General features: G+C 41.3%; 23 protein-coding genes and 1 riboswitch. Of the genes, 14 read left to right on the top strand and 9 right to left on the bottom strand.

Going from position 1 to position 23,885, the window contains the following annotated elements:
* Positions 1 to 70: 70 nt before the first annotated feature.
* Both LQ201_RS13915 and LQ201_RS13910 read left to right on the top strand, forming a co-directional pair.
* Complete coding sequence (locus LQ201_RS13915; protein ID WP_230143203.1) at positions 71 to 1,207, top strand: hypothetical protein; 1,137 nt, start codon at positions 71 to 73, stop codon at positions 1,205 to 1,207.
* Between the two features lie 161 nt (positions 1,208 to 1,368).
* Positions 1,369 to 2,352, top strand: a complete 984-nt coding sequence (locus tag LQ201_RS13910; protein ID WP_230143201.1) for a hypothetical protein — start codon at positions 1,369 to 1,371, stop codon at positions 2,350 to 2,352.
* Positions 2,353 to 2,466: 114 nt separating this feature from the next.
* Here the strand turns inward: LQ201_RS13910 and LQ201_RS13905 are convergent, their stop codons facing one another.
* The 3 genes from LQ201_RS13905 to LQ201_RS13895 are packed head-to-tail and all read right to left on the bottom strand — an operon-like array spanning position 2,467 to position 5,588.
* The gene (locus LQ201_RS13905) at positions 2,467 to 3,081 is read right to left on the bottom strand and encodes a rhomboid family intramembrane serine protease (protein WP_230143199.1); all 615 of its coding nucleotides are present in this window, start codon (positions 3,079 to 3,081) and stop codon (positions 2,467 to 2,469) included.
* Positions 3,045 to 4,826, bottom strand: a complete 1,782-nt coding sequence (locus LQ201_RS13900) for a M14 family zinc carboxypeptidase (RefSeq protein WP_230143197.1) — start codon at positions 4,824 to 4,826, stop codon at positions 3,045 to 3,047. Before LQ201_RS13900 ends, LQ201_RS13905 begins: the two co-directional genes overlap by 37 nt.
* Positions 4,827 to 4,856: 30 nt before the next feature.
* On the bottom strand, positions 4,857 to 5,588 hold the full coding sequence (locus tag LQ201_RS13895; protein WP_230143195.1) for a hypothetical protein: 732 nt from the start codon (positions 5,586 to 5,588) through the stop codon (positions 4,857 to 4,859).
* Positions 5,589 to 5,647: 59 nt separating this feature from the next.
* On the opposite strand from LQ201_RS13895, the gene pepT reads away from it, so the two are divergent.
* The gene (gene pepT / locus LQ201_RS13890; protein ID WP_230143193.1) at positions 5,648 to 6,901 is read left to right on the top strand and encodes a peptidase T; all 1,254 of its coding nucleotides are present in this window, start codon (positions 5,648 to 5,650) and stop codon (positions 6,899 to 6,901) included.
* A gap of 76 nt (positions 6,902 to 6,977) precedes the next feature.
* Here pepT and LQ201_RS13885 read toward each other — a convergent pair whose 3' ends face one another.
* Positions 6,978 to 7,307: a hypothetical protein gene (locus LQ201_RS13885; RefSeq protein WP_029277971.1), complete on the bottom strand. Its 330-nt coding sequence runs from the start codon at positions 7,305 to 7,307 to the stop codon at positions 6,978 to 6,980.
* A gap of 152 nt (positions 7,308 to 7,459) precedes the next feature.
* Here LQ201_RS13885 and LQ201_RS13880 point away from each other — a divergent pair, with 152 nt between their 5' ends.
* Together LQ201_RS13880 and LQ201_RS13875 are read left to right on the top strand one after the other, a co-directional pair.
* Positions 7,460 to 8,326 carry an aldose 1-epimerase family protein gene (locus LQ201_RS13880; RefSeq protein ID WP_230143191.1) on the top strand — a complete coding sequence of 289 codons (867 nt, stop codon included), beginning with the start codon at positions 7,460 to 7,462 and terminating at the stop codon, positions 8,324 to 8,326.
* A 755-nt stretch (positions 8,327 to 9,081) separates the two neighbouring features.
* The gene (locus LQ201_RS13875) at positions 9,082 to 9,507 is read left to right on the top strand and encodes a VOC family protein (RefSeq protein WP_230143189.1); all 426 of its coding nucleotides are present in this window, start codon (positions 9,082 to 9,084) and stop codon (positions 9,505 to 9,507) included.
* Between the two features lie 33 nt (positions 9,508 to 9,540).
* On the opposite strand, the gene LQ201_RS13870 is transcribed toward LQ201_RS13875, so the two are convergent.
* Complete coding sequence (locus LQ201_RS13870) at positions 9,541 to 10,107, bottom strand: Crp/Fnr family transcriptional regulator (RefSeq protein ID WP_057934914.1); 567 nt, start codon at positions 10,105 to 10,107, stop codon at positions 9,541 to 9,543.
* A 162-nt stretch (positions 10,108 to 10,269) separates the two neighbouring features.
* Between LQ201_RS13870 and LQ201_RS13865 the strand changes: the two genes are divergently transcribed.
* On the top strand, positions 10,270 to 10,932 hold the full coding sequence (locus LQ201_RS13865; RefSeq protein WP_230143186.1) for a DUF1349 domain-containing protein: 663 nt from the start codon (positions 10,270 to 10,272) through the stop codon (positions 10,930 to 10,932).
* Between the two features lie 171 nt (positions 10,933 to 11,103).
* Here the strand turns inward: LQ201_RS13865 and LQ201_RS13860 are convergent, their stop codons facing one another.
* Both LQ201_RS13860 and abc-f read right to left on the bottom strand, forming a co-directional pair.
* Entirely contained in the window at positions 11,104 to 12,411 is a 1,308-nt protein-coding gene (locus LQ201_RS13860; RefSeq protein WP_230143184.1) for a leucine-rich repeat-containing protein kinase family protein, read from the bottom strand.
* A gap of 51 nt (positions 12,412 to 12,462) precedes the next feature.
* Positions 12,463 to 14,049, bottom strand: a complete 1,587-nt coding sequence (abc-f, locus tag LQ201_RS13855; protein WP_230143182.1) for a ribosomal protection-like ABC-F family protein — start codon at positions 14,047 to 14,049, stop codon at positions 12,463 to 12,465.
* Between the two features lie 406 nt (positions 14,050 to 14,455).
* Positions 14,456 to 14,544: riboswitch (TPP riboswitch) on the top strand.
* A 64-nt stretch (positions 14,545 to 14,608) separates the two neighbouring features.
* On the opposite strand from abc-f, the gene thiS reads away from it, so the two are divergent.
* From thiS to moeB, 7 genes are all read left to right on the top strand, one after another.
* Entirely contained in the window at positions 14,609 to 14,812 is a 204-nt protein-coding gene (gene thiS / locus LQ201_RS13850) for a sulfur carrier protein ThiS (RefSeq protein ID WP_230143180.1), read from the top strand.
* Positions 14,813 to 14,947: 135 nt separating this feature from the next.
* On the top strand, positions 14,948 to 16,831 hold the full coding sequence (gene thiC / locus LQ201_RS13845) for a phosphomethylpyrimidine synthase ThiC (protein ID WP_230143178.1): 1,884 nt from the start codon (positions 14,948 to 14,950) through the stop codon (positions 16,829 to 16,831).
* Between the two features lie 6 nt (positions 16,832 to 16,837).
* Positions 16,838 to 17,443: a thiamine phosphate synthase gene (locus LQ201_RS13840; protein WP_230143176.1), complete on the top strand. Its 606-nt coding sequence runs from the start codon at positions 16,838 to 16,840 to the stop codon at positions 17,441 to 17,443.
* A 10-nt stretch (positions 17,444 to 17,453) separates the two neighbouring features.
* Complete coding sequence (locus LQ201_RS13835; RefSeq protein WP_230143174.1) at positions 17,454 to 18,089, top strand: thiamine phosphate synthase; 636 nt, start codon at positions 17,454 to 17,456, stop codon at positions 18,087 to 18,089.
* 11 nt (positions 18,090 to 18,100) lie between these two features.
* On the top strand, positions 18,101 to 18,871 hold the full coding sequence (locus tag LQ201_RS13830) for a thiazole synthase (protein WP_230143172.1): 771 nt from the start codon (positions 18,101 to 18,103) through the stop codon (positions 18,869 to 18,871).
* A complete protein-coding gene (gene thiH, locus LQ201_RS13825) occupies positions 18,858 to 19,982 on the top strand; it encodes a 2-iminoacetate synthase ThiH (RefSeq protein ID WP_230143170.1) in 1,125 nt (374 codons plus the stop codon). Before LQ201_RS13830 ends, thiH begins: the two co-directional genes overlap by 14 nt.
* A complete protein-coding gene (gene moeB, locus LQ201_RS13820; RefSeq protein WP_230143168.1) occupies positions 19,976 to 21,013 on the top strand; it encodes a HesA/MoeB/ThiF family protein in 1,038 nt (345 codons plus the stop codon). Before thiH ends, moeB begins: the two co-directional genes overlap by 7 nt.
* 317 nt (positions 21,014 to 21,330) lie before the next feature.
* Here the strand turns inward: moeB and LQ201_RS13815 are convergent, their stop codons facing one another.
* Both LQ201_RS13815 and LQ201_RS13810 read right to left on the bottom strand, forming a co-directional pair.
* Positions 21,331 to 22,353, bottom strand: a complete 1,023-nt coding sequence (locus tag LQ201_RS13815) for a hypothetical protein (RefSeq protein WP_230143166.1) — start codon at positions 22,351 to 22,353, stop codon at positions 21,331 to 21,333.
* Positions 22,350 to 22,706, bottom strand: a complete 357-nt coding sequence (locus LQ201_RS13810) for a hypothetical protein (protein ID WP_230143165.1) — start codon at positions 22,704 to 22,706, stop codon at positions 22,350 to 22,352. Before LQ201_RS13810 ends, LQ201_RS13815 begins: the two co-directional genes overlap by 4 nt.
* 614 nt (positions 22,707 to 23,320) lie before the next feature.
* Here LQ201_RS13810 and LQ201_RS13805 point away from each other — a divergent pair.
* The gene (locus tag LQ201_RS13805; RefSeq protein ID WP_230143162.1) at positions 23,321 to 23,872 is read left to right on the top strand and encodes a hypothetical protein; all 552 of its coding nucleotides are present in this window, start codon (positions 23,321 to 23,323) and stop codon (positions 23,870 to 23,872) included.
* The last annotated feature ends 13 nt before the right edge of the window (positions 23,873 to 23,885 follow it).

The raw sequence follows: 23,885 nt of genomic DNA, 5'->3' as shown, positions 1-23,885 counted from the left end.
CTTCTAAATAAATAAGGTAATTATCGATTTGCAAATTATCTTTGTTTTTATTAACGCAACTACCACTGCCATGAAAAACATTTCAAGATTACGGTATTTTATTTATTTATCCTTAATAATTATTGGGGGATGTACCACAGGAAAAAAAGCCTTACAAAAAGGTGATTACGATGCTTCGGTTGCCAAAGCAGTAAGCAGGCTGCAAAACTCGCCAAAAAATAGTGAGGCTATGGAAGTGCTAAAAACAGCATACGATTTAGCGCTGCAGGACCATCTGCGAAAAATTGAAGAAGCTAAAATGTCTAACGATTTATTCAGGTGGGAATCGGTGATGTACGATTATCAAAAAATCAATCAATTGGCCGATGATATTAACAGTTGCCCAGCTTGCTTAACCATTGTTCCAGGTCCGAAAAAATACATCAATGAACTTGCTGATAGTAAATACAATGCAGCTGCCGCAAGGTATAACTCAGGCTTAGGCTATTTGAGAGAAAACAACCGCCAATCGGCTAAAAAGGCATATTACGAATTTGAGAAAACACAGAATCTTCAGCCAAATTATAAAGATGCCAAAGCCAAAATGGAGGATGCTTATTGGGCAGCGGTAACCAGGGTTGTTGTTCAGCCGATTATTGTTAACAGCGGCATGTACAAATTAAGCGCTGATTATTTTCAGCAGCAGATCGATCAGTTTATTGGAAATTACTCGAGAAATAAGTTTGTGATTTTTTATGGCGAAACACAGGCAACAGATCAAAAAATTGTTCCGGATCAGGTATTGAGTTTAAACTTTGACGATTTCGTGGTAGGCCAGACCTATGTAAAAGAAAGGGTAGAAAAGTTGAAACGCGACAGTGTGGTAATTGGCGAAACCCGTGAGAAAAAACCAATTTACGGTACAGTAAAAGCCACCTTAAGTATTTTCGAAAAGAACATCTCTTCATCGGGATTATTGGATATGAGCATTACCGATTGGAGTACAAAAAAACTGGTACGCCAGCAGAAATTTCCTGGAACTTATGTATGGAGAGATAATTGGGCAGCCTATAAAGGCGATGATAGGGCGCTGAGTAAACAGCAATTGGCCATTACCAGAAGGAGGGAGCAACTGCCTCCACCACCAAGTGCTTTGTTTTTAGAATTTACCAAACCCATTTACAGCCAACTGGTTGATGATATCAGTTATTATTATAATAATTACTAAACCTCACCCTATTTGAGGAACTGCTTTACGCACTACCTGTGCATCCCTCTCCTGCAGGAGAGGGAAACGATGGACATTGCTATACTACCACTGCTAACATGGTGAGGTGGTTGTAATCCCTGCGTTAAAATAAAATATCGTTGCAAAGCCCTAAAAATATAATGGCTAATATTGCAGTGATGAATACCGGCTTATACAATCCTTTCCAAAACTTCGATTTTTTATACAAAATCTGCTTCCTAAGTGGCAAAACTTTTAATTCGCCTGTTGTTCAGGTGCCGTTAATCCCCAAATGGTTATTAGCACAGGCTGGTTTAAGTGGCGAAGAGCAGATCCAGTTTTTGGATGAGAGTATCCGTTCCTACAACACCTTGGTTATCCCGGTGAACAGTGAGGTAAACGAGCAGTTTTTAAGCCCGCTTGAACACAAAATCGAAGCAGCATTTGCAACAGGGTACGATGCCATTTCCGCATTGCCCGAACTGGATCTTTTTAACTGGATCGGCAAGTTTTTATATGGCTTTGTATACATCGAAATGCATTCGGCTTTACGCAAGGAAATGACTGCAGATGGCTTAAATATGTCGCAATCGTTAATGATGAAATTTGCCAATCTGAATTTCATGATGCAGAACCTGTATACCAGCCTGGAGTTTGAAGATTTTTCACCATGGTCTATCACAGTAGTGAAATTAGAAAACGGAGAAACCCCGTTCAGTTTCCGTGATGAGATAAACACTTTAACCTTCTCGTTAAAAATGAAAGATTTTGGGATTATCGCCTGTTTACAGGATAATGGTACCAATAAACGCTATCATCAGGATATCATTAATGAAATAAAAGGAAAAGCACTAACAGCCGAACAGTTTGAAGAGCTAAGTGCGCGTTTTTATTATTCTGCCTATCTGTTTAACCGCTTGCCAGAATATACTTTTATGCCAGTAGAAGGCACCACCTATATCGAAGCCATGCCTTTACGCGGCAACATGACCAAACCGCTTTTTGATGTTTGGCAAAATAAAGTATATGCCCAGGTATTGGAAAACTTCTGGAAACCCTGGGGTTATGTGGTATTCGAGATTATTAAAAACCCTGATGAACCGATGAGTTTCTTCGAGAAACCCTATTTGCCAACGGCGGGGTAGTTTTTGGTGTTTCGTCATACCCCGCTTGACTGGGTATCTTAAAGCCAAAAAACATATAACTTCTTGCATTAGGATTCCCGTTTTCACGGGAAAGACGATTCTTCCCAAAGGATACTATCTCCCACCTGTTAACATGGTAATAAAGTTCTGCAAAATGCCAGGAACAAAAATGATCGTAAAAATCAATCCGGTTAAGGCACCAAAAAAGTGAGCGTCATGATTGATGTGGTCTCTCGAATTGCGGGAAGCATAAGCACAATAAATTAAATACAAAATCCCAAAAACTACAGCAGGAATTCCAATCGGGATAAACATGATGTAAATTTTAGACATTGGATTGAATAAAATATAGCTAAAAAGCACTGCACTAATCGCTCCGGATGCACCAAGGCTATTGTAGTTAAAATGGTCTTTATGTTTAATAACGGTGGGTAGATCACTCAGCACCAGTCCTAAAAAATAAAGTAATCCAAACTGCCAGCTCCCCATTAATCTTTCCAGCGTAAAGGCAAAAGCATAAAAGGTAAACATATTAAAAAACAGGTGCATCCAATCTGCATGTACAAGCCCGCTGGTAATCAAAGTATATACATTCTGTCCTTTCGAAACACTATACGGATGCAGCATAAACTTTCCGTAAATGGAGTGATCGTAAAAAGCATATAAGCTGGTAATAATGGTAAAAACGAAAATTACGGAGGCAACTGGTGCAATATTGAAGTATTCCATGGGGGTTGTTTTAAATCAAGTTTTACGTCTGTAACCAAACGGGCTACCGGATATCGATTGTGTGTTTTTTCGTAATAATCAGAATTTTTATATACAAAATCAAGTTGTGCGGCCGCATTCTTCGCAAATTCGGCATCTGAAGCTTTTTTCGCCTCCAGTTTATGCTGTAGTTCTGGATTATTTTTTAGCAATGCTGTTGCGGTATCTTCAAAAACATATGCAGAATAATGTTCTTTCATATCCAGAATTGAATCGAAAAAGTTCCAGTTGAAATAAGAATCAGTAGCCTGTGGCTCCAGTGTTTCTACAATATACCGGTTAACAGGCTGGTTAACATAAACCACAAAATCGCCTGCATAATACTGGAGGTTCTGTTTTATCGTATTCAATTTTACGGCTGAGTGCAGATAGTGCCCTTCATAGGGCCTTGTTCCGGTTTTAAAATCGCCGATATAATAACTTTCTACTTCAATTTTCTGATCGTTTTTTAGCTCCCTGATTTTAACATTATTCAGTTTAAGCAGGGCAATTACGCGGTCCCAGGCTTTCGGAATAATGTAGGCAACCGGTTTTTGAATAGACACCGCGGGTTCGAACTTATTCCATTCTTTAATGGTTTTGGTGTAAGGTTTACTGCGGTCGTAATATAAACGATCGGCACCGCTTACCATACTGGGTTTTTGGCCAGCCTCAAAGCCTTTAAAGGTCAGATCGTTTACCTCGGTTTTGTTCAGTTTCCATTCTAAAGGAAATTCCTGTTGTGCAGCAACAAGTTCATCGGCCCTCCGCTTATTCCCTCCAATAACCTTGGCATCGCGTTCTACAAGCTGAATATAGGTTTGCAAAAGCTTGTAAGTAGCATCCACACGCAAATCGTATGCCTTTAGCATATGCGTTTCGGGCATAAAACCGATGGTGTTGTGCAGCGTGGTATATCCGGTAGAATAACGTGGGGGATCTATAAATCCGGTTATTCCGCTTTCAGGCGTTTCGCCTATCGAATTTACATAGGGAATCATCGGGTAACCCATCTTCTCCATTCCCTTATATAGATCAGGTACCAATGTTTTAGTTAAATAACCCGAAAGAATCGGGTTCAGCTTATCTTTTTGTGTAGGGATAAGCGTTATTACATATTGATAATCGGCACCATTGCTGGTGTGCGTATCTACAAATATTTCGGGCTGCCAGGTATTAAAAATGAGTTGAAACGCTGCTGAATTTTTCGAATCGGTTTTAATGAAATCACGGTTCAGATCGAGGTTCTTGCTATTGCCCCTAAAACCATAAGCAACCGGTCCGTTCTGGTTGGCCCTTGATGTTCCGCTACGGTTAAAACTGCCATCTATATTGTACAGGGGAATAATGCAGATCACCACATCTTTTGGCAGTTTACCTGCCTTAAGCAGATCGCGGGCAAGCATCATCGATGCATCCACCCCCTCTGGTTCGCCCGGATGAATGCCGTTGTTGATCAACAAAATCCTTTTATTCTGTTTTCTAATCTCAGAAGGATCAAAAACCCGATCGCGCGACAAAACCAATACATGTAAAGGCTTACCAAAATCTGTACGTCCATAGGTGAACAATTTGGCCTGTGGATAGGTCTTAGTTAGGTTTTCGTAATAGGTTATAGCAGCATTGTAAGTTGAGGTTTCAATTTTTCCGCTCAGCTCGAAAGGTGTTTTTTGTGCCGCAGCTTTTAATCTCATCGAAAGCAAACAAAACACAAAGAATTTTTTCATGCCTTAAATCTAAGAAATGAAATGATGTTATTAAAGGGTTTTACGATAAGATTTAATCGTTCCAAACATATATCTAAAACCTATGGTGTAAACGTTGTAAACATCCGGCGAATAGTTCTCAAACTTGGCGCTCGAATCGTTATAACCATCCAAACCTTCACCAAAAGTATAGTTCGATTGTGCATTAATATTGATAACATACCTCATGTAGCCATAACCATCGTTAATGTAATAGTTAAAACCGAAGTTTAAAGGTACCGCCATATTAAGGCTTTTATCTTTTCCAGGGAAAGGGCCATAGCCAGGATCGTATGCAGCCCAACTTGGTTTATACCGCACAATATCGGTAATCTTGTTGTTAATTACCCCAATACCCAAACCCACATACAAACCCCTCAAATTGTATAAAAACTCGCTTTTATCGTAGTTCGCCACCTCACCAAGCATTAACTTTACATTGGCTGTAATGGCGGTATATTGATTTATAAACTGACGGTTGTGCGGATCGGTTTCAATGTCTCCACCTTGAATCCTACCATACTGCCCTTCTAAACCCAGGGTTACAAACGGCGTGATATGATAATCGATTACGCCATAGGCCGTGTAACCAAAACTTCCTTTGTATACATCGGTATAAGATTTGTTTATTCCTCCACCAAAACCATACGACATCTTAAAGTAATTAGATTGGGCAAAAGAAAAACTTCCTATAAAAACAAGCAGAAGGGTTATGTAAGTAGCTTTCAGCAAATTAAAAATCATATCGTTTTTTTACAAAAATAATATGTTTATCGAATATCTATAACTTTTACCTTTGAATTATGAGCACATACACCAACTTTAACAAATCTCTGGAGCAGCGGTTTATAAAATATGCGAAGATTGATACCCAATCTGATCCAAATTCTCCAACTTGCCCATCAACCTTAAAACAAAAAAACTTAGGTAAAGAATTGGTTCAGGAACTGTTAGAAATTGGCGTTATTGATGCCGAAATGGATGATAATGGCTATGTGTATGGCACAATCCCATCCACTACAAACAAGCAGTTGCCCGTAATTTTCTTCTGTTCGCACATGGATACCTCGCCCGATTGTAGCGGTGAAAATGTTAAACCGATTATTCATGACAATTATCAAGGACAAGACTTAATTCTGCCAGATGACAACAATATTATCATAAAATTGTCTGAGCACAAAGACTTAAAGCACCAGATTGGCAACATTATTATCACCGCAAGCGGAACAACTTTATTAGGTGCCGATAATAAAGCAGGGTTAGCAGAAATTATGGAAGCGGCTGCCTTTTTAATGCGCAATCCTGATGTAAAACACGGAACCATAAAGCTACTTTTCACCCCTGATGAAGAAATAGGCCGTGGCGTAGATAAAGCCGATTTAAAGAAACTGGGTGCCGATTTTGGCTATACCATAGATGGGGAAACGTTGGGTTCAATCGAAGATGAAACTTTTTCTGCCGATGGCGCCACCCTTAAAATTTATGGCGTAAGCACTCATCCGGGCTTTGCCAAAGGAAAAATGGAAAGCGCCATTAAGATCCTTGCTGAAATTTTAGATTCGCTGCCAAAAGATACACTCACACCAGAAGCTACACATCAAAAAGAAGGATTTATCCACCCGGTGAGTATGAACGGACAGGTAGAAGAAGCAGAAGCACAGTTTATCATCAGAGATTTTACCGATGAAAAACTAGCCGCACATGGGCAGTTTTTAGAAGAAACCGTAAAAAATGTGATGGCTAAATACCCAAAGTCTACCTATAAAATTAATATTAAAGCACAGTACCGCAACATGAAACAGGTGTTGGATCAGCATCCTAAAATTGTACAATACGGAATTGAAGCCATTGAACGGGCAGGTGTGGTGGCAAAACAACAAAGTATCCGTGGTGGAACCGATGGCTCACGACTTTCTTACATGGGCTTACCTTGCCCCAATATTTTTGCCGGAGAACACGCTTTTCATAGCAAACAAGAATGGGTAAGTGTGCAGGACATGGAAAAAGCGGTACAAACCATTATTAACATTGCCTGTATTTGGGAAGAGCGTGGGTAGTTGAAACAGTTCGGAGTTGGCAGTTTTGAGTTCGGAGCCGTATCCAACTCCAAACGCCCAACTCCAGCCCCCAAACTCAATAGGAGGCTTGCCCAATATCCAATCTTGCTATTTTCCCCTCTTTGTTTACCTTAAATTTAAAGCAGGTTTTAAAATCACCCCATTGGTCGGAGTGGAAATGGCCATACACCTCCAATCCGTTGTTTTCAACTTTATCTATACTGGTAAAACGCTCATGTCCCAGCGCTTTCTTAAAGAAGTTATTAAATTTCATCTGGTTTCCGTCGTCGTAAAAGGCAACATCGATAGCAAATAAAGGAAACCACGTTTTTTCATCGCCTTTTTGCAATGCGGTAATAGCGGCCTTCACTTTTGCATTTGATAATTTTGTTAAATCTATCGCCATGGGTTTCTGATTTTATTTTAAGCGAAAGTAAATGCGCGGGTAATAAAATAAACAGTGCTTTTAGCTTTTCATTTGCTTAAGCTTTAAGTAGTAATCAAAATTAATAAAAAAGATATTTTTAAAGTACATCTTTTTGTTAATTTAGATTGCAAATGATAACTCTCGAGAACGACTATATAAAAGTTAGCCTGGCGGCTAAAGGCGCAGAACTTCAAGGCTTATTTAGTAAAGAAACCAAGTTGGAATATTTATGGAATGCCAATCCTAAATATTGGGCAAAACACAGTCCTGTTTTATTTCCTATTGTTGGCTCATTAAAAAACAACCGTTTTACTTACCAAGGTAAAAGCTATGAGCTACCACGCCATGGTTTCGCCCGTGATCATGTTTTTAATTTCGAAAAAATAAGTGAAACTGAAGCTGTTTTTACTTTAACCCAAAATGAATATACCTTAAAAGTATATCCTTTTTATTTCGAACTGAAACTGAGGTATCAATTAATAGATAGAAAGCTGAGCTTAACTTACGAGGTAGAGAACACCGGTACTGCCGAGCTTTTATTTTCAATTGGTGCGCACCCGGCATTTGCGGTACCCAATACCCCCAATACCGTTTACGAAGATTATTATCTTGCTTTTAATAGCGATGAGAAATTAACTTTCTGGAAACTGGAAGATGGCTTAGTAGCCGACGAAACGGAGCTCATTGAACTGGGTGGCCACAGGTTAAACCTTAAACATGATTTGTTTTATAACGATGCGCTGGTTTTTAAAACCCTTCAAAGCAACTGCATCAGCTTGCTCAACAACAAAAACGATTATGGATTACATTTCCATTTCGATGATTTCCCTTTCTTTGGCATTTGGGCTGCTACGGATGCCCCTTTTATTTGTTTAGAGCCATGGTGCGGAGTGGCCGATGGCGTTAACCACGATCAGGAATTAACACGCAAAGAGGGTATAGTAAAACTTAGTGTAGGCGAAAACTGGTCGCGGTTTTGGGAAGTAGAGTGTTTCTAGATGGGTTATTGCTTATTGCTGGATGCATAATTAAGTTGGCTACCGGCAGTTTTTTGCTAACATTTGCCTTTGGCCTCTTTATGTTCGTCTTTGCAAATTACAGGGCCTTTAATTATTCTGTTTTCGTGGTATTGCCTCCAGCTTGTTGTTGGCAACGTTACCTCATATAAATAGAGTATAGAAGCAGGCAATAATTTTCCACATTAAATCCCTGTTATTGTGGTGTAGTGAAAACCACTACCCAGAAAGGGGTATTTTTACCTTTTAATTTGATGTTAACATGTTGATAACTATATTTATAATGTTAAAATTAAATCAACGGGACGATTTAGATTAAAACGCGAAACCTTTCAGCAATGAAAGGTTTTTTTTTGCAAAAAAAAACACACCCTCAAAAAGAGGACGTGTTTACTCAAATCTAAAATTATTTTGGGACGATCGAGAATTATTTCATTAAATGTTTAATACCCTGATACAAATATGAAAAAGATAAAGGATTTATTTCCGTTCAGTTTTATTCATCTGTTAAAGAATAACTTATCCAGAAGTTATTGTAAAATGAATAAAACATTTTAGTCGATGTAAAAACAATTTTTTATCAAGCTTGGCACCCGAGTTAAGGTCATCGCAACAAGGTGGAACCGCACAAGTTATTAATTTGACGATGTCAAAAACGCCCTTACATTTGTCTCAAGTACACCCATTTTATCATTAAAAGGTGCAGTAACTTAGTTGTAAACAAAATAAATAAGATTATGGCAACCATGCACCCTTACTTAAACTTCGACGGCAAGGCCGAAGAAGCTTTTAATTTTTATAAATCAGTTTTTGGCGGAGAATTTACCTTCTTTGCAAAAATGGGCGATGCACCCGAATGTGATAAATTAACCGACGAGGAAAAAAACCGTGTAATGCACGTAGCCCTACCCATTAATGAGCACACGGTTTTAATGGCGTCTGACTGTGTACCTTCGGCAGGGCACGCACTTAAAGAAGGCAACAACATGTACATTAACCTCAATGCCGAAAGCCGCGAAGATGCCGATCGCCTATTTAACGGCCTTTCAGCAGGCGGTAATATCGAAATGCCAATGGATGATATGTTCTGGGGCGATTACTTCGGTAGCTTTAAAGACAGGTTCGGTATCCAATGGATGGTTAATTTTAGCAGCCACAAATAAAACAAAGCCCTTATTGTTTTCACATTACCATAACTAGAGCGATAAACGGCTTAAAGTTTCCCTGGTAACACCCAAATAGGACGCAATAAGGGTTTTCGAAATCCTCTTTTGTAAAGATGGGTATTGATTGCGCCATTGTTTGTAACGCTCGCCCGCATTATTACTCAATAGCGCCAATACCCGTTTTTGCAAAGCCATGTTGCCTGTGGTGTATTTTTTCCTAAAAAAGTATTCCATTTTCCGGGAAGAGGCACAAAGTTTTTCCTTGTTCTCAAAAGAGATAGAAAGGGTTTCGGTATCTTCAATACAATCTACATTTAAGGTTGCCGGCATTCCGGTGTTAAAAGCGTTCGGGTCTGAGAACCACCATTCTTCCATGGCAAGCTGTAAAATGTATTCTTTGCCTTCATGGTCGGTATAAGAAGACTTCACAATTCCTTTTAGTACAAAATGTTCGCAACTGGCTGCATCACCGGCCTGAATAATATATTGATGTTTTTTATATTTCCGCTTGGTAAAAAAAGATTCGGCATATTGAAATTCTTCATCTGTTAAACAAACAATCTGATCAATATGCGCCCTTAAAAAATTTGTTTCCATGTTTCTGATACAACAGTACAAATGTACTCTTTATTGAAGATTTATATACCTGAGGCAATTGCCCTTATCCGGTAAACGTGACAATAATCACATTAAAATAGTGATCTATGTCCTTTCCAAAAGTTGATGCTTGCTTTAAGTTTGCAATACACAAACACACAAATGAAACTTAAATTATTAACCGTCATCGCCTTACTGGCGATATTAAACACACAAAAATCAGCTGCCCAGAGCCTTGCCAAAATGAACTGGTTTAACGAACCTGAAAAGTGGGAAATCAAAGATAAAAATACATTTAGCCTCTTTGTTCCTGCCAAAACAGATTACTGGCGGATTTCACATTATGGCTTTACCGTGGATGATGCCCCTTTTTATTATGCCACCTATGGTGGTGAATTTGAGGTAAAAGTAAAAATTACCGGCAACTATGTAACCACCTTCGATCAGATGGGTATTATGCTCCGAATTAATGAAGACGAATGGATTAAGGCAGGAGTAGAATTTGTAAATGGCAAACAAAATGTAAGTGCGGTGGTTACGCATAAAACAAGTGACTGGAGCGTAGTTGAATTAGCACAGGCACCAGCATCTATCTGGATGAAAGCCGTTAGAAAACTTGATGCGGTAGAGATTTTTTACTCATTGGATGATAAAAAATATACCATGATCCGTACGTGTTATTTTAAGGATAATGCGCCTGTAATGGTGGGACTTGTGGCTGCCTGTCCTGATGGCAAGGGTTTTAACGCCACATTTGAAAATTTCAAGGTTACACCAACGCCAGATCAGCGCAGGTTGGATTGGGCAAAAAAACAGCAGAATTAATATTTTTTTATAAAGTGGTCGTCACTTCGACCGTAGCGGAGAAATCTATGATTAAGTGTAGCGCACAGCTCTCTCCTCCGAAGGAGTTCCTTTGGAACATTTCGCTTTGCTCCATCCGATAGCTTTAGGATCGAGATGACGATTTTTCCAGGGACTCAGATTAACAACTTGTTATAATGAAATCTTCGCTAAAGCTTCAACTAAATCCTGAAAACCAGGCCTGTTTAATGGCGATGCAACTAAACAGGCATTTCTTAGGGCAGTCAATGTATTCATACATGCGCTGCTTACCGTTTCATTTTTTAAAGAAAGTAAATCATCGAGCAGGTAACCATAAGCACTAACTTCTATCCGCTCTAGCGCAAAGGCGAGCGGAGCATCAGCCTGATCATAAAAACTTGCGGCACCAAAATCGCCGAACAAAGTACTGCCCTCATCATCAATTAGGATATTGTGTGCATATAAATCGCCATGCATAATCCCGGCCTCGTGCAATTGCGCGGCTAAGGAGGCAATGGTTTTGGCAATACTCAGCAACTGTTTTTCCGACAGATGCATCCCTTCAGGGAAAACATCCCTGGTGCAGCTTTCTAAACTTGGCGGATTACCCAAGTTATAAAAATGATGAGGAATGAGGTCCATCACCAGTCCTTTTTTATCTTCCGGATGCAGGGCAATCTGTCCGATTAAATTAACCAAACCAGGGTGGTAACCCGCAGCAATGTAGGCCGTCATTTCATCTTCCGGCAAGCCATCGCTGGTTACATTGCCCTTAAATATTTTAACGGCTACCTCCTGGGTTTCATCGCCAATAGTCCGGTTTGCTTTTGAGATAATGCCCGAAGCGCCTTCACCCAATAAATGGTTAATCTCCAAATCGTGCCAGTTAATTAACGAAAGTGTTTCTACAGCCGGTGTTTTACTAAAGTTATTCCCCGAAAATGCGATCCACGAAAGTTTAGGCATCATGGCAATCCAATGTGGCAGCTCATGCAGTTTATTAGCAGCAATCCGCAGTAACGATAAATTCTGGCAATTACTTAATTCATCGGGTAATTGCACCAAACGGTTACCCGATAACATCAGCTTTTGCATCCGCGTACACTGCCCAATCTCTTTTGGTAATTCGGCAATGTTGTTGTTTGTTAAAATCAGCCAGCGAAGATTAGGATTCAGCGATTTCGCAGGCACCGTTGTAATCTGGTTAGATTTAAAACCAACAATATCCAGCGAAGGGCAGTCGGCCAATTGCTCAGGCATCACCGTGAAAAGGTTTTCTGAACAGAAGAAAATCTTCAATTTCTTTAAACGGCCAAAATCTGCCGGTAATGCACTTAATTTATTAAAAGATAAATCCAGCACCTCCAAAGTATCGGCCAACTCGAATATTTCGTTTGGAAACTCGGTTAGGTTTTCAGAAAGTTTTAACGATACTGCTCCTTTAAGTTCGCCGCTTTGTAATGCTAACAGGTTTTGCATAGGGATACTGGCTTTAATAATTTAAAACGAAGATAAGGCTATATATTTATTTTAAAGATCAATGCTGTGTTCCACATAGATTTGGTCAAGAAAATATTCATCGTGCGATATGACCAGAAGCGTTCCCTGGTATTCGTTAATGGCTGCAGTTAAAATTTCTACATTCTGAATATCGAGGTTATTGGTAGGTTCATCCAATATCATCAGGTCGGGCGATTGGTTGCTGATGGTTAACGAACAAAGGATCAACCGCATTTTCTCTCCGCCACTTAAGGCCGAACAAGGTTTGTCCCAATCGGCTTTACCAAACAAAAACCGGTTTAAACGGATTTTTATTTCATGCTCCTGCAATGCACCCGAGTTGTATTGCTGGGCCTGTTCGTAAACTGTAAGTTGATTATCGATCAACGAATAATCCTGATCAATATACATGGAGCTAATGTCTGCTTGGTTTAAACTTCCTGTCGAGGGCTGGAACTGCCCCAAAATAAGCTTGATCAAGGTGGTTTTGCCCGATCCGTTCCTGCCCTTTATCACGTAACGCTCAGCACTAAAAATCTGAAAACTAAGCGGCTCCTTCCAAAGTAGCTGATCGTGAAAAGCAAAATTGACCTCCTTAGCTTCAACAATACTTTTCCCTTTGTGCAGCCTGGCTTGGTTAAAACCGATCTTCATTTTGTCTGCATCAGGCAGCGCAGAACGGAGCTGGCTTAATTCAGCAGAAATATGATCGAGCTTTTCGGTATGAACAGCCTTTAATTTTGCCGTACTTTTTTCCGCATTATTTTTTAACGTATTCATCGAAATGGTCGGCAATCCGGCTTTTTCCTGTTTTTTCTTCCCTTTGGCATCAAGCTTCTGCTGCCGCTCTATCGATTCCCGCTCCACTTCTTTAGCCTTGCGCAGTGCTTTTTCCTTTGCTTTTAAATCATTGTTCAAAGCAGTATTTTCAATTTTCTTTTGCGCAGCATAGAAATCGTAGTTTCCGCCATAAATGGTTATTCCCCGCTTACTTAGCTCGCAAACTTTCTCAATCTGGTTCAATAAAGTACGGTCGTGACTCACCACCACCAAAGTATTCCTGGTCAATCGGATATAATCGTACAACCTGTTTCTGCCTTCGAGATCTAAATGATTGGTCGGTTCATCCATCAAAACAATATCCGGATGGTGTATCGTGATGCCAGCCAAAAATACGCTGGTTTTTTGTCCCCCGCTTAAACTTTCCATTTTTTGGTTCAAGTCTAAACCCTCCAATCGCCAATAACTCAAAGCTTCCACGCAACGTTCCTCAATGGTCCAGTCATCGTTGAGTATAGTCAAATTTTCGTCTGTTACTTCTCCGTTGAGGATTTCGTTCAGCGCTTTTAGTTTATCTTCAATCCCGAGGGCCTGCGCAACGGTAAAATCATTAAATTGACCGAAAAGCTGTGGCACATAATAAGGCACCGATTCCGTTTTAACATATCCGGCAGTTGGCCTGAGTTTACCCGACAAAATTTTTAAAAGTGTCGATTTCCCTGCCCCATTATGGCCAATGAGTGCAATTTTTTCGTATTTGTTGATGGTAAGATTTAAATCTGAAAACAGTAAATCTCCATTGGGATGGATATAGTTAGCCCCTTGTAGAATAAGCATAAATTTCTTTTTTTATGGTAAATAATTGCAGGAACGGAACCGCTCTGCTGGTTATCTATTTTCTGAAAAGAAATGAATCTTACATGTATGGGGTGATTTGGTAATGCTGCAAAGGTAAGGAATTTTTGCGTTTTGCGAAAGGCGGTTGGCGTGGATTGGTTAATTAGTTCATTAGTCTTTAGTCCGAAGTCTGAGTCTTGGTGAGCAAAAGTTAGGCATTCACTTCTCTTAATCTGTCATCCTGGGTGTAAGGAAGGATCTTTATTGAACAGATTTTGGTTCTGTGTTGCATCGGTTAAAGGTTCTTCACTGCGTTCAGAATGACATCAATACCACTAGCGATAAAGTATAGATTTTATCTATATCATTTTCTATTTGCATTAGAAATTTAATCACATATATTTACAAAAAACTTTAGGGGTGCCTACGTGCTGAGAAATACCCTTTGAACCTGATGCAGTTAGTACTGCCGAAGGGAAAAGTGAAAGCAATCTTACATTGCTGTCTTTTCGATCTCCATTTTGGGGCAATCTCTATAGTTTTTCCAATTTTTTAAAATATGGAAGTAACTATAAACAATCAAAACTATCTGCTCAACGAAGCCTGTTCCATCGAACAGATGCTTGCTGTTGTCATTTCAACCGAAACAAACGGCCTTGCCATTGCCGTAAACCAAACTATTATTCCCAAAGCAGACTGGGCAACCCATGTATTAAATCCGGCCGATCAGGTTATACTCATAAAAGCCACGCAGGGAGGGTAAAAATGAATGAATTTTGAATGATTGAATGTAAAGTATAGCCCATTCACTCCTGCTGCCATTCAGTCATTCTCTCATTATGTCATTCAATAACTCAATCCCCCTCTCATCAATCACTCAATAATTGATTCTACTCATATGAAACAAGAAAAAACACCGAACCAAGAGGTCATCAGCCGCAGTCCTTTTCCGGCCTCACGCAAAATCTTTGTACCTGGAAAAATCCACAATATCCAGGTGGCCATGCGCGAAATCAGTTTATCGGAAACCAAAATCCATAACGGATTTGGCTTAACCGAGCCTAATCCGCCTGTTACGGTTTACGATACCAGCGGACCCTATACCGATCCTAACGCTGTTATTGATGTAAAAAAAGGCTTGCCACGCCTAAGGGAACAATGGATTAAAGACAGGCTTGATGTGGTAGAGCTTCCTGAACCATCTTCTGCTTACGGACAACAGCGCCTGGCCGATGAGAAGCTTGATGCCCTACGCTTTAACTTCACCAACAAACCTTATAAAGCACAGGCCGGTGCCAATGTATCTCAAATGCATTATGCAAAAAAAGGCATCATTACGGCCGAGATGGAATATATTGCCATTAGGGAAAACCAACAGATCGAGCTGTTAAATGCGCAATTGGGCGATCAGCACGATGTAATGAACCACCAGCACCAGGGCAATAGCTTTGGCGCAAATACACCAAAAGGCTACATCACACCCGAATTTGTAAGGGCAGAGGTGGCAGCTGGCAGGGCGGTAATTCCCTGCAATATCAATCACCCCGAACTCGAGCCCATGATTATTGGCCGAAACTTTCTGGTAAAAATTAACGCCAATATCGGTAACTCGGCCGTAACCTCTACCATCGAAGAGGAAGTAGAAAAAGCCGTTTGGGCCTGCCGTTGGGGAGCCGATACCATTATGGATTTATCAACAGGGAAAAATATCCACGAAACCCGCGAATGGATTATCCGCAATTCACCTGTGCCCATTGGTACCGTTCCTATTTATCAGGCTTTAGAAAAAGTAAACGGAAAAGCCGAAGACCTCACCTGGGAAATTTTCCGCGATACTTTAATTGAGCAGGCCGAACAGGGCGTAGATTATTTTACCATCCATGCCGGTGTACTGCTCCGTTACGTGCCTTTAACCGCTAAAAGGATTACAGGCATAGTTTCGCGTGGCGGATCCATTATGGCCAAATGGTGCCTGGCCCATCACAAAGAAAACTTTCTGTACACCCATTTTGAGGAGATCTGCGAAATTATGAAAGCATATGATGTGGCCTTTTCGTTAGGCGATGGTTTGAGGCCTGGCTGTATTGCTGATGCAAATGATGCCGCACAGTTTTCGGAGCTCGAAACGCTTGGCGAACTCACTAAAATAGCCTGGAAACATGATATACAAACGATTATAGAAGGTCCTGGGCATGTACCCATGCACCTGATTAAAGCCAATATGGAAAAACAGCTCGACCATTGCGGTGAAGCGCCATTTTACACTTTAGGCCCGTTAACGATCGATATTGCGCCAGGTTACGACCACATTACCTCAGCCATTGGCGCTGCCATGATCGGCTGGTTTGGCACAGCGATGCTCTGTTATGTAACCCCGAAAGAACACCTGGGCCTGCCAAACAAAAAAGATGTTAAAGACGGTGTAATTACCTATAAAATTGCCGCCCATGCCGCCGATTTGGCCAAAGGCCATCCAGGTGCGCAATACCGTGACAATGCTTTAAGCAAGGCCAGGTTCGAATTTAGATGGGAAGATCAGTTTAACCTCTCACTCGATCCAGATACCGCAAAAGAATTTCATGATGAAACCCTACCTGCAGAGGGCGCCAAAATTGCACATTTCTGTTCCATGTGCGGCCCGAATTTCTGCTCGATGAAAATTACGCAGGATGTGAGGGAATATGCCGCAAAACAAGGTGTGGAAGCAGAGGCAGCTTTAGCACAGGGCATGCTGGAAAAATCGAAAGAGTTTACCCAAAAAGGAAGCGAAATTTATTCTTAAACCGCTATGGAACTGATTGTAATTGCCAAGCCAACCTGTTTTAAGGAAGAATGCCATCTTGTAAATCAGCTTTTCGAAGCCGGTTTACAGGTATTTCATTTGCGCAAGGAAAATGCCGATGAGGCCGGTTACCGTAAAATTGTTGAAGGGATTTTACCGGAATACCATCCCCGCATTGCTTTACACCATTTCCATACATTGGCCAACGATTATAACATTCATAGAATCCACCATACTGAAAGCTTTAGAAAAAGTATTACGCCCAATACCCTGCCACCGCAAAAGCATATATGGAGCACATCTATTCATCAGTTATCAGATATAGATCGCATTAGGCCATACCATTACAGTTTTTATGGCCCGGTATTCAACAGCCTTTCCAAACCAGGTTACATGGGGATTATTCCTGCTGGTTTTCATTTAAACAAACCTAACAGCAATACAAAATTAATCGCTTTGGGTGGCATTGGCCTCAACCAGATCGATCAGGTAAAACAAATGAATTTCGATGGTATTGCACTGTTGGGCTGTATCTGGAACGATCCCGCTCAAGCTTTAATCAATTTTAAAAAAGCACAGCAACATTGCCTTGCTTACCATCAACCGTTTTAAAAACATCAATATGATTCACCCATTACAATATATTTCGCAAGCACCCCGAACAGGCACCCATATCGATGCCATTGAGCAGGTGCTCCAGGCTGGCGGAAAATGGATCCAGCTGCGCATTAAAAACCAGGCCGAAGCCGAAATCCTGCCTTTTGCAAAAGCTGCACAGGCTTTATGCGAAAAGTATGGCGCCAGGCTTATCGTAAACGATTTTCCGCACCTGGCAAAAGCCGTAAATAGTTATGGCGTACACTTGGGCCTGCAGGATATGCCCATTTCCGAAGCCAGGAAAATTATCGGCAAACACCAGATCGCCGGAGGCACAGCAAATACCTTCGAACACATTTTGCAAAGGGTGGCAGAGGGTGCCGATTACATTGGCCTTGGCCCCTTTAGGTTTACCCAGACCAAAGAAAACCTGAGCCCGATTGTGGGCTTAGCGGGCTACCACAAACTAATGGAAAAAGTGCGAAAAGCTGGCATTAATACCCCCATTATCGCCATAGGTGGCATTGAAGCAGCTGATATTCCAGCTATCCTCGAAACCGGAATTTACGGAATTGCCATCTCGGCAGCGCTCACCAACCAAACACAAACGGCTGCAGTTATTGAAGAAATCAACAGCAAGTTCAGTATTCATTCGATTTAAAAATTACAGATATGTTAACCATAGCAGATCAAACCTTTAGCTCTCGCCTCTTTACCGGCACCGGAAAATTCAGCTCTGCCAAAGAGATGGAAAGTGCCTTAATTGCCTCGGCCTCCGAACTGGTTACCGTAGCACTCAAACGTGTAGATTTAAAAGGTAAGGACGACGATATCCTTCATCACCTTAAATATCCGCACATCAATTTATTGCCCAATACTTCTGGTGTGCGCAATGCAAAAGAAGCTGTTTTTGCCGCTCAGCTGGCACGCGAAGCCTTGGAAACCAACTGGATCAAACTGGAAATCCACCCAGATCCGAAATACCTCATGCCCGATCCGATCGAAACCTTAAAAGCCACTGAAGAACTGGTTAAACTCGGTTTTGTGGTTTTGCCATATATCCATGCCGACCCGGTTTTATGTAAACGTTTGGAAGATGTGGGCACGGCAGCAGTAATGCCGCTAGGTGCTCCAATTGGCAGTAACAAGGGATTAAGAACGATCGATTTTTTAGAGATTATCATCAGCCAGAGCAGGGTTCCCGTAATTATTGATGCCGGCATAGGTGCACCATCTGATGCAGCCAAAGCCATGGAAATTGGTGCCGATGCCGTTCTGGTAAACACAGCCATTGCCATAGCCAAAGATCCAACTAATATGGCTATTGCCTTTAAAATGGCTGTAGAAGCCGGCCGAATGGCTTTCGAGTCTAAACTAGGTGCCCAAACACACTATGCTGCAGCAAGCAGTCCACTAACCGCATTTTTAGATGAAGAGTTTTAACGAGGTATTCGAATCCCACAATTGGGACGATACCAAGGCCAGTATTTACGATAAAACAGCTGCAGATGTAGAACGGGCATTGCGCAATACACAGCGCGATCTGGAAGATTTTAAAGCGCTTATTTCTCCCGCAGCGCTGCCTTATCTCGAAGACATGGCGCAGATTAGCCAGCGATTAACTTTAGACCGTTTCGGTCGGGTAATCCAGATGTACATCCCGCTTTACCTCTCCAACGAATGCAATAATATCTGTACCTATTGTGGTTTCAGTTATGACAATAAAGTAAGACGGAGAACGCTCAACCCAATGGAAATTATGCAAGAAGTTGCGGTAATTAAAGGAATGGGTTACGACCATGTTTTACTCGTTACCGGCGAAGCCAACCAAAGTGTGCACACGGATTACTTTAAAAAAGTGTTAGACCTCATCAGTCCACATTTTGCCCATATATCCATGGAGGTGCAGCCTTTGGATGTAGCCGACTACGAAACCCTTATTCCGCACGGGCTAAATACGGTATTGGTTTATCAGGAAACCTACCATCAGGATGACTACCGAAAGCACCATCCAAAAGGCAAAAAATCGAACTTTCTTTACCGCTTAGAAACGCCTGACCGTTTGGGGCAGGCCGGGATCCATAAAATGGGACTTGGCGTATTAATCGGCTTGGAAGACTGGCGTACAGATTCATTTTTTACGGCCCTGCACCTCTCTTACCTCGAAAAACAATATTGGCAAAGTAAATTCAGCATTTCTTTCCCCAGGTTACGCCCCTTTAGCGGCGGTCTAGAACCCAAAGTAGTGATGAACGATAAAGAATTGGTGCAACTGATCTGTGCTTACCGCTTATTCAACAGTGAAGTAGAGCTGTCTATTTCTACCCGTGAAACGGTAGCTTTCAGAAACCAGGTAATTAAGTTGGGTATTACCGCCATTAGTGCGGGCTCTAAAACCAATCCCGGTGGTTACGAAGTGGAACCTCAATCGCTTGAACAGTTCGAAATATCTGATGAACGTTCGGCACAGGAAATTGCGGCCATGATCAGAAAACAGGGCTATGAGCCCATTTGGAAAGATTGGGATATGAGTTTGATCCAAAAATCATGTTAGTAAAAGAAGAACTAAACCGCTACAACCGGCAGATGATCGTGCCCGAACTGGGCCCCGCCGGACAGGAAAAGCTAAAAGCCGCCAAAGTATTGGTTATCGGCGCAGGTGGTTTGGGTTGCCCGGTATTGCAGTATTTGGCCGCAGCTGGTATAGGAACAATCGGCATTGTAGATGATGATGTGGTAGAATTGAGCAACCTGCACCGGCAAATTTTGTATAACCATACCGATATTGGGCAACCTAAAGCAAAAATTGCCGCTGCAAAACTCCAATTGCTTAATCCGCATGTGGGCTTCAGTACCTATCACGAACGTTTTAGGGCTAATAATGCGGTGAATATTTGCAAGGATTATGATCTGGTAGTCGATTGCTCGGATAATTTTACCACCCGCTACCTGGTGAACGATACCTGTGTGGCTTTAGGCAAAACACTTATTTTCGGTTCTATTTTACAGTTCGAAGGTCAGGTTGCGGTATTTAGCCACCAGGGTAGCGCAAACTATAGAGACCTCTATCCAGCACCACCAACTGAAAATAATAACTGTGTAGAAGGAGGGGTAATTGGCATTTTACCTGGCCTAATAGGCTTGTACATGGCCAATGAAGCCCTAAAATTAATCTGCGGCATTGGCGAAACACTTTCGGGCAAACTGATGACCGTTAATGCATTGAACAATGCCGTATTGGTATTTAAAATTGCCTCAAAAAAACCAACCGATACCCCAAAACCAGCACCTGCCAAAACCGATAAAGCCATATCAGAAATCGATAGCACAACATTAGATCGCTGGCTGGAAACCAATGCTGATGAAGTTTTTTTAATTGATGTACGCGAAAGCTACGAACACGAAGACGGCAATATTGGAGGCATCAACCTTCCACTGTACGAACTCAGGGAGTCGCTTGCAGTTATCCCAAAAAACAAAAAAGTGGTGTGTTATTGCCAAACCGGGCAAAGAAGCAAAATGGCAGTGCAGTTGTTGAATGGAGTTTATGAAGGAAAAGTATATAGTTTGAAGGAGGGGATGTAGTCCAGTTGTTCCTCAGTCATTGGGTCATTTGGCTTCAGATTTCGGCCTAAAAATTCCATCCATCATCATTTTCCATATTTTTAACCACAGAGGGCACAAAGAAAAGACACAGAGGCCGCAGAGCTGAGAGTAAAGTTTTTTAATATATAAGTCTCTTCTATTACACTACCATTGCCAGGTTCCAATAGAAAAGTCGTCATCTCCGAAGCAACGCGGAGCGGAGAGATCTTTAAACTAGAACTAATTTTTAACCGCAGAGGGAAAAGAGAAGGCACAAAGGAGACAGAACTGGCGCATAGCTCTTTTAAGGCATTTCACTAAAAATCGATAGAGAAACCTCCGCCAAGAACAAAACCTTTATCGAAATTTGGTGGAAGCTCACCTGCAGTATACTTGATCGCAACCCTGGTTTTGGTGCCCGGACCTAAATTAATTTTAAGCAGCTTTTCTATCCTGATCATGTAAAAGTAATTCCAGTCTTTACCTGCGTCTTTCAACAATAAATTACGGTCGAGGTCGTAATACGAATCGAATAAAAAAGCGATCCGCTCATTTCCAGAAAGTATACCCGTTTCCCATTCAGCTTTAAGGTTTAACCTGTTCATAAATTTCGAATCTTCAAGCAAAGGAGCAAGGCTGGTTTTATTCGCGCCGGTTACATAATCATAACCAACAGATAAATCCAACTGCCTGGGGTTGTTATTTTTTGCCGCCCTTAACAAACCAAACGGAAAATCGAGGATCGAACTCAGGTAAGAAGTAGAAACAGAAAGCTGCGGGCCAAATGCAAAATCGTAATTCCTGAAATCCTGCGTGGTTTCATGTTTCGCATGCAGGTTAAACGATAGCCACAAGGGCGAAGCTACCTGTGCAGCCTGATCACGTATCTGTTGAACAAGAGGGTCTTTTCCGGGAGGTAGCTCCGGGTCATCATCTGCCAGCGCATCTATAGTGCTACGCGGCCCAAGGTCTTTGCCTTTTACATGGAACAGGGGTTGCCCCTCCAATTTAATTTCCGAAATCAGGCTGCTGTTTTTGTTTTTATCCTCAGCAACGGTTACAAAACCCCTACTGCCTAATGATAGGTTAAGTTTATTGATTTTAGCCGGATCCTTGCCCAATAGTTTTTTATCCAGTTGAAACTGATAATCGATCCCGAATGATCCTTTTTCCGGATCGATAAATTTAAGGTCAACCTTTAGCCCGTATTTATCGAACACTTTAAACGAAGCCGACGCTTCCACCATACTTTTTTTTGCTGTGGTATCGGCACCAGTTGTTTGGGCAGCTGCCAGGCTTCCAAAACCCAGGCAAGAGATCAATAATAGCGCCCTTTTCATTTTCCTATCGCTTTAGTGCCAGTCTTATCACTGGGAAAAACGGCCTTATCAGCCCAGGTGTTTATCATCGCTTCGTTGGTCTGTGTATCCTTATCCAGGTCGACCAGGATATCTTCAAGCGCCAGCGAAACATTATAATACGTTAAAATCTGGTTAAAATTATAGGCAAACCTGATTTTTGACCTTTTAATGGCATCAGGATCTATCCCCCAATTCATATCCTTTACCTTGGCCGCTAAAAATTCATCCCAGGCATCAAATGGATTTACATCATCAAGCGGATTGTCTGATACACCGAAATAAGTGCGCTTAATAAAACGCCTTTTCTTTTCCGTTAATGCTGATTCTTTCATAATGGGTCTTTTGGTTTTAACTCAATAACAAGAATATTGATGTAAGCTAAAGCAGGTCATAAAATAAAACTAAATCTACATATTAAGTATTTCATTATCAATACCATGTTGGTTATATTATGGTTGGTTTATTCGGTCAATTGTAGACCAAACCGAGTATCCCATTCTATATTATTTGGCCATATAGCTTCAGCATTTTTTAATCAGCGCTAACCGCTCCCCGCCAAACGCCCGACTGTTTTCATAATCCATCTTACATTTTCCATATTTTTAACCACAAAGCGCACAGAGAGAAGGCGCAAAGGCCGCAAAGTTGGGGGTGTAAAGTTTTCACCATAAGACATTGAAGAACATGTAAGGCTATTGTGCTTATATGAACCTTTTATGTCTTATGTGGTTCAAATTAAACGATTTTCACTTCCCTCCCAATTCAGTACAAGTTCGCTCAAAGATTCCGTGCCTTCCATGTTTCCGTGGCAAAAAAAGCCCACTGATTTCGTTAATTCATGATGATGCGTTGAGCGACTCCGGACTCACGACTTTGGACTAAAAAACTCGGCTCAATCTTTGCTCCTCCCCAAAACAAATTTGACAAGGAAACCCTATATTAGATCATGAACAAATTACCAGCGCTATCGTCAAAACCATTCGTATCCCTTTTAATCCTGCTTAGCCTTTTGCTCTCGGCCTGTTCTGAAACACCAGCACATTTTTTCGACATTACGATCTTAAACACCAACATGATCAACGATTTTGCCAGCGCCGATCTGGCCCGCCACATCAACGATGAAACCAAAGAATATTCCGATATCCCATCCAATAAAAAGAAAGGCAATGAAGCCGCCACCAACCTCAACAACAAAATATTATACCTCGAGCAATCGCTCGAAAAGGTAAAAAAGCTTTCCACCTCTGGCGATGAAGAAAAAGAAATTAAGGCCCTTTCGCAGCAATTATACGAACTGGTCATCCCCGTTTATAAAAACGAATACCTGGCTTACGCCAAACTGTGCGACAGCAAAGGCAGCCAAAGTGCCAAAGATGAAATCATTAACAGCATCGACCAGAAATATGGCGCTCGCTTTGAGCAAAACTTTAATGCCTTAATGGAAAAAGGTAAAGCTTACGCCCAAAAAAATAACATTCAGGTAAACTGGGGCCAATAAAATAAGTAATGGG

It is taken from the genome of Pedobacter sp. Bi126 (assembly GCF_918698245.1).
In the GTDB taxonomy this organism is placed as follows: domain Bacteria; phylum Bacteroidota; class Bacteroidia; order Sphingobacteriales; family Sphingobacteriaceae; genus Pedobacter.
Note: the sequence above shows the minus strand (reverse complement) of the source record. Positions and strands in the feature narration are given on the sequence as shown.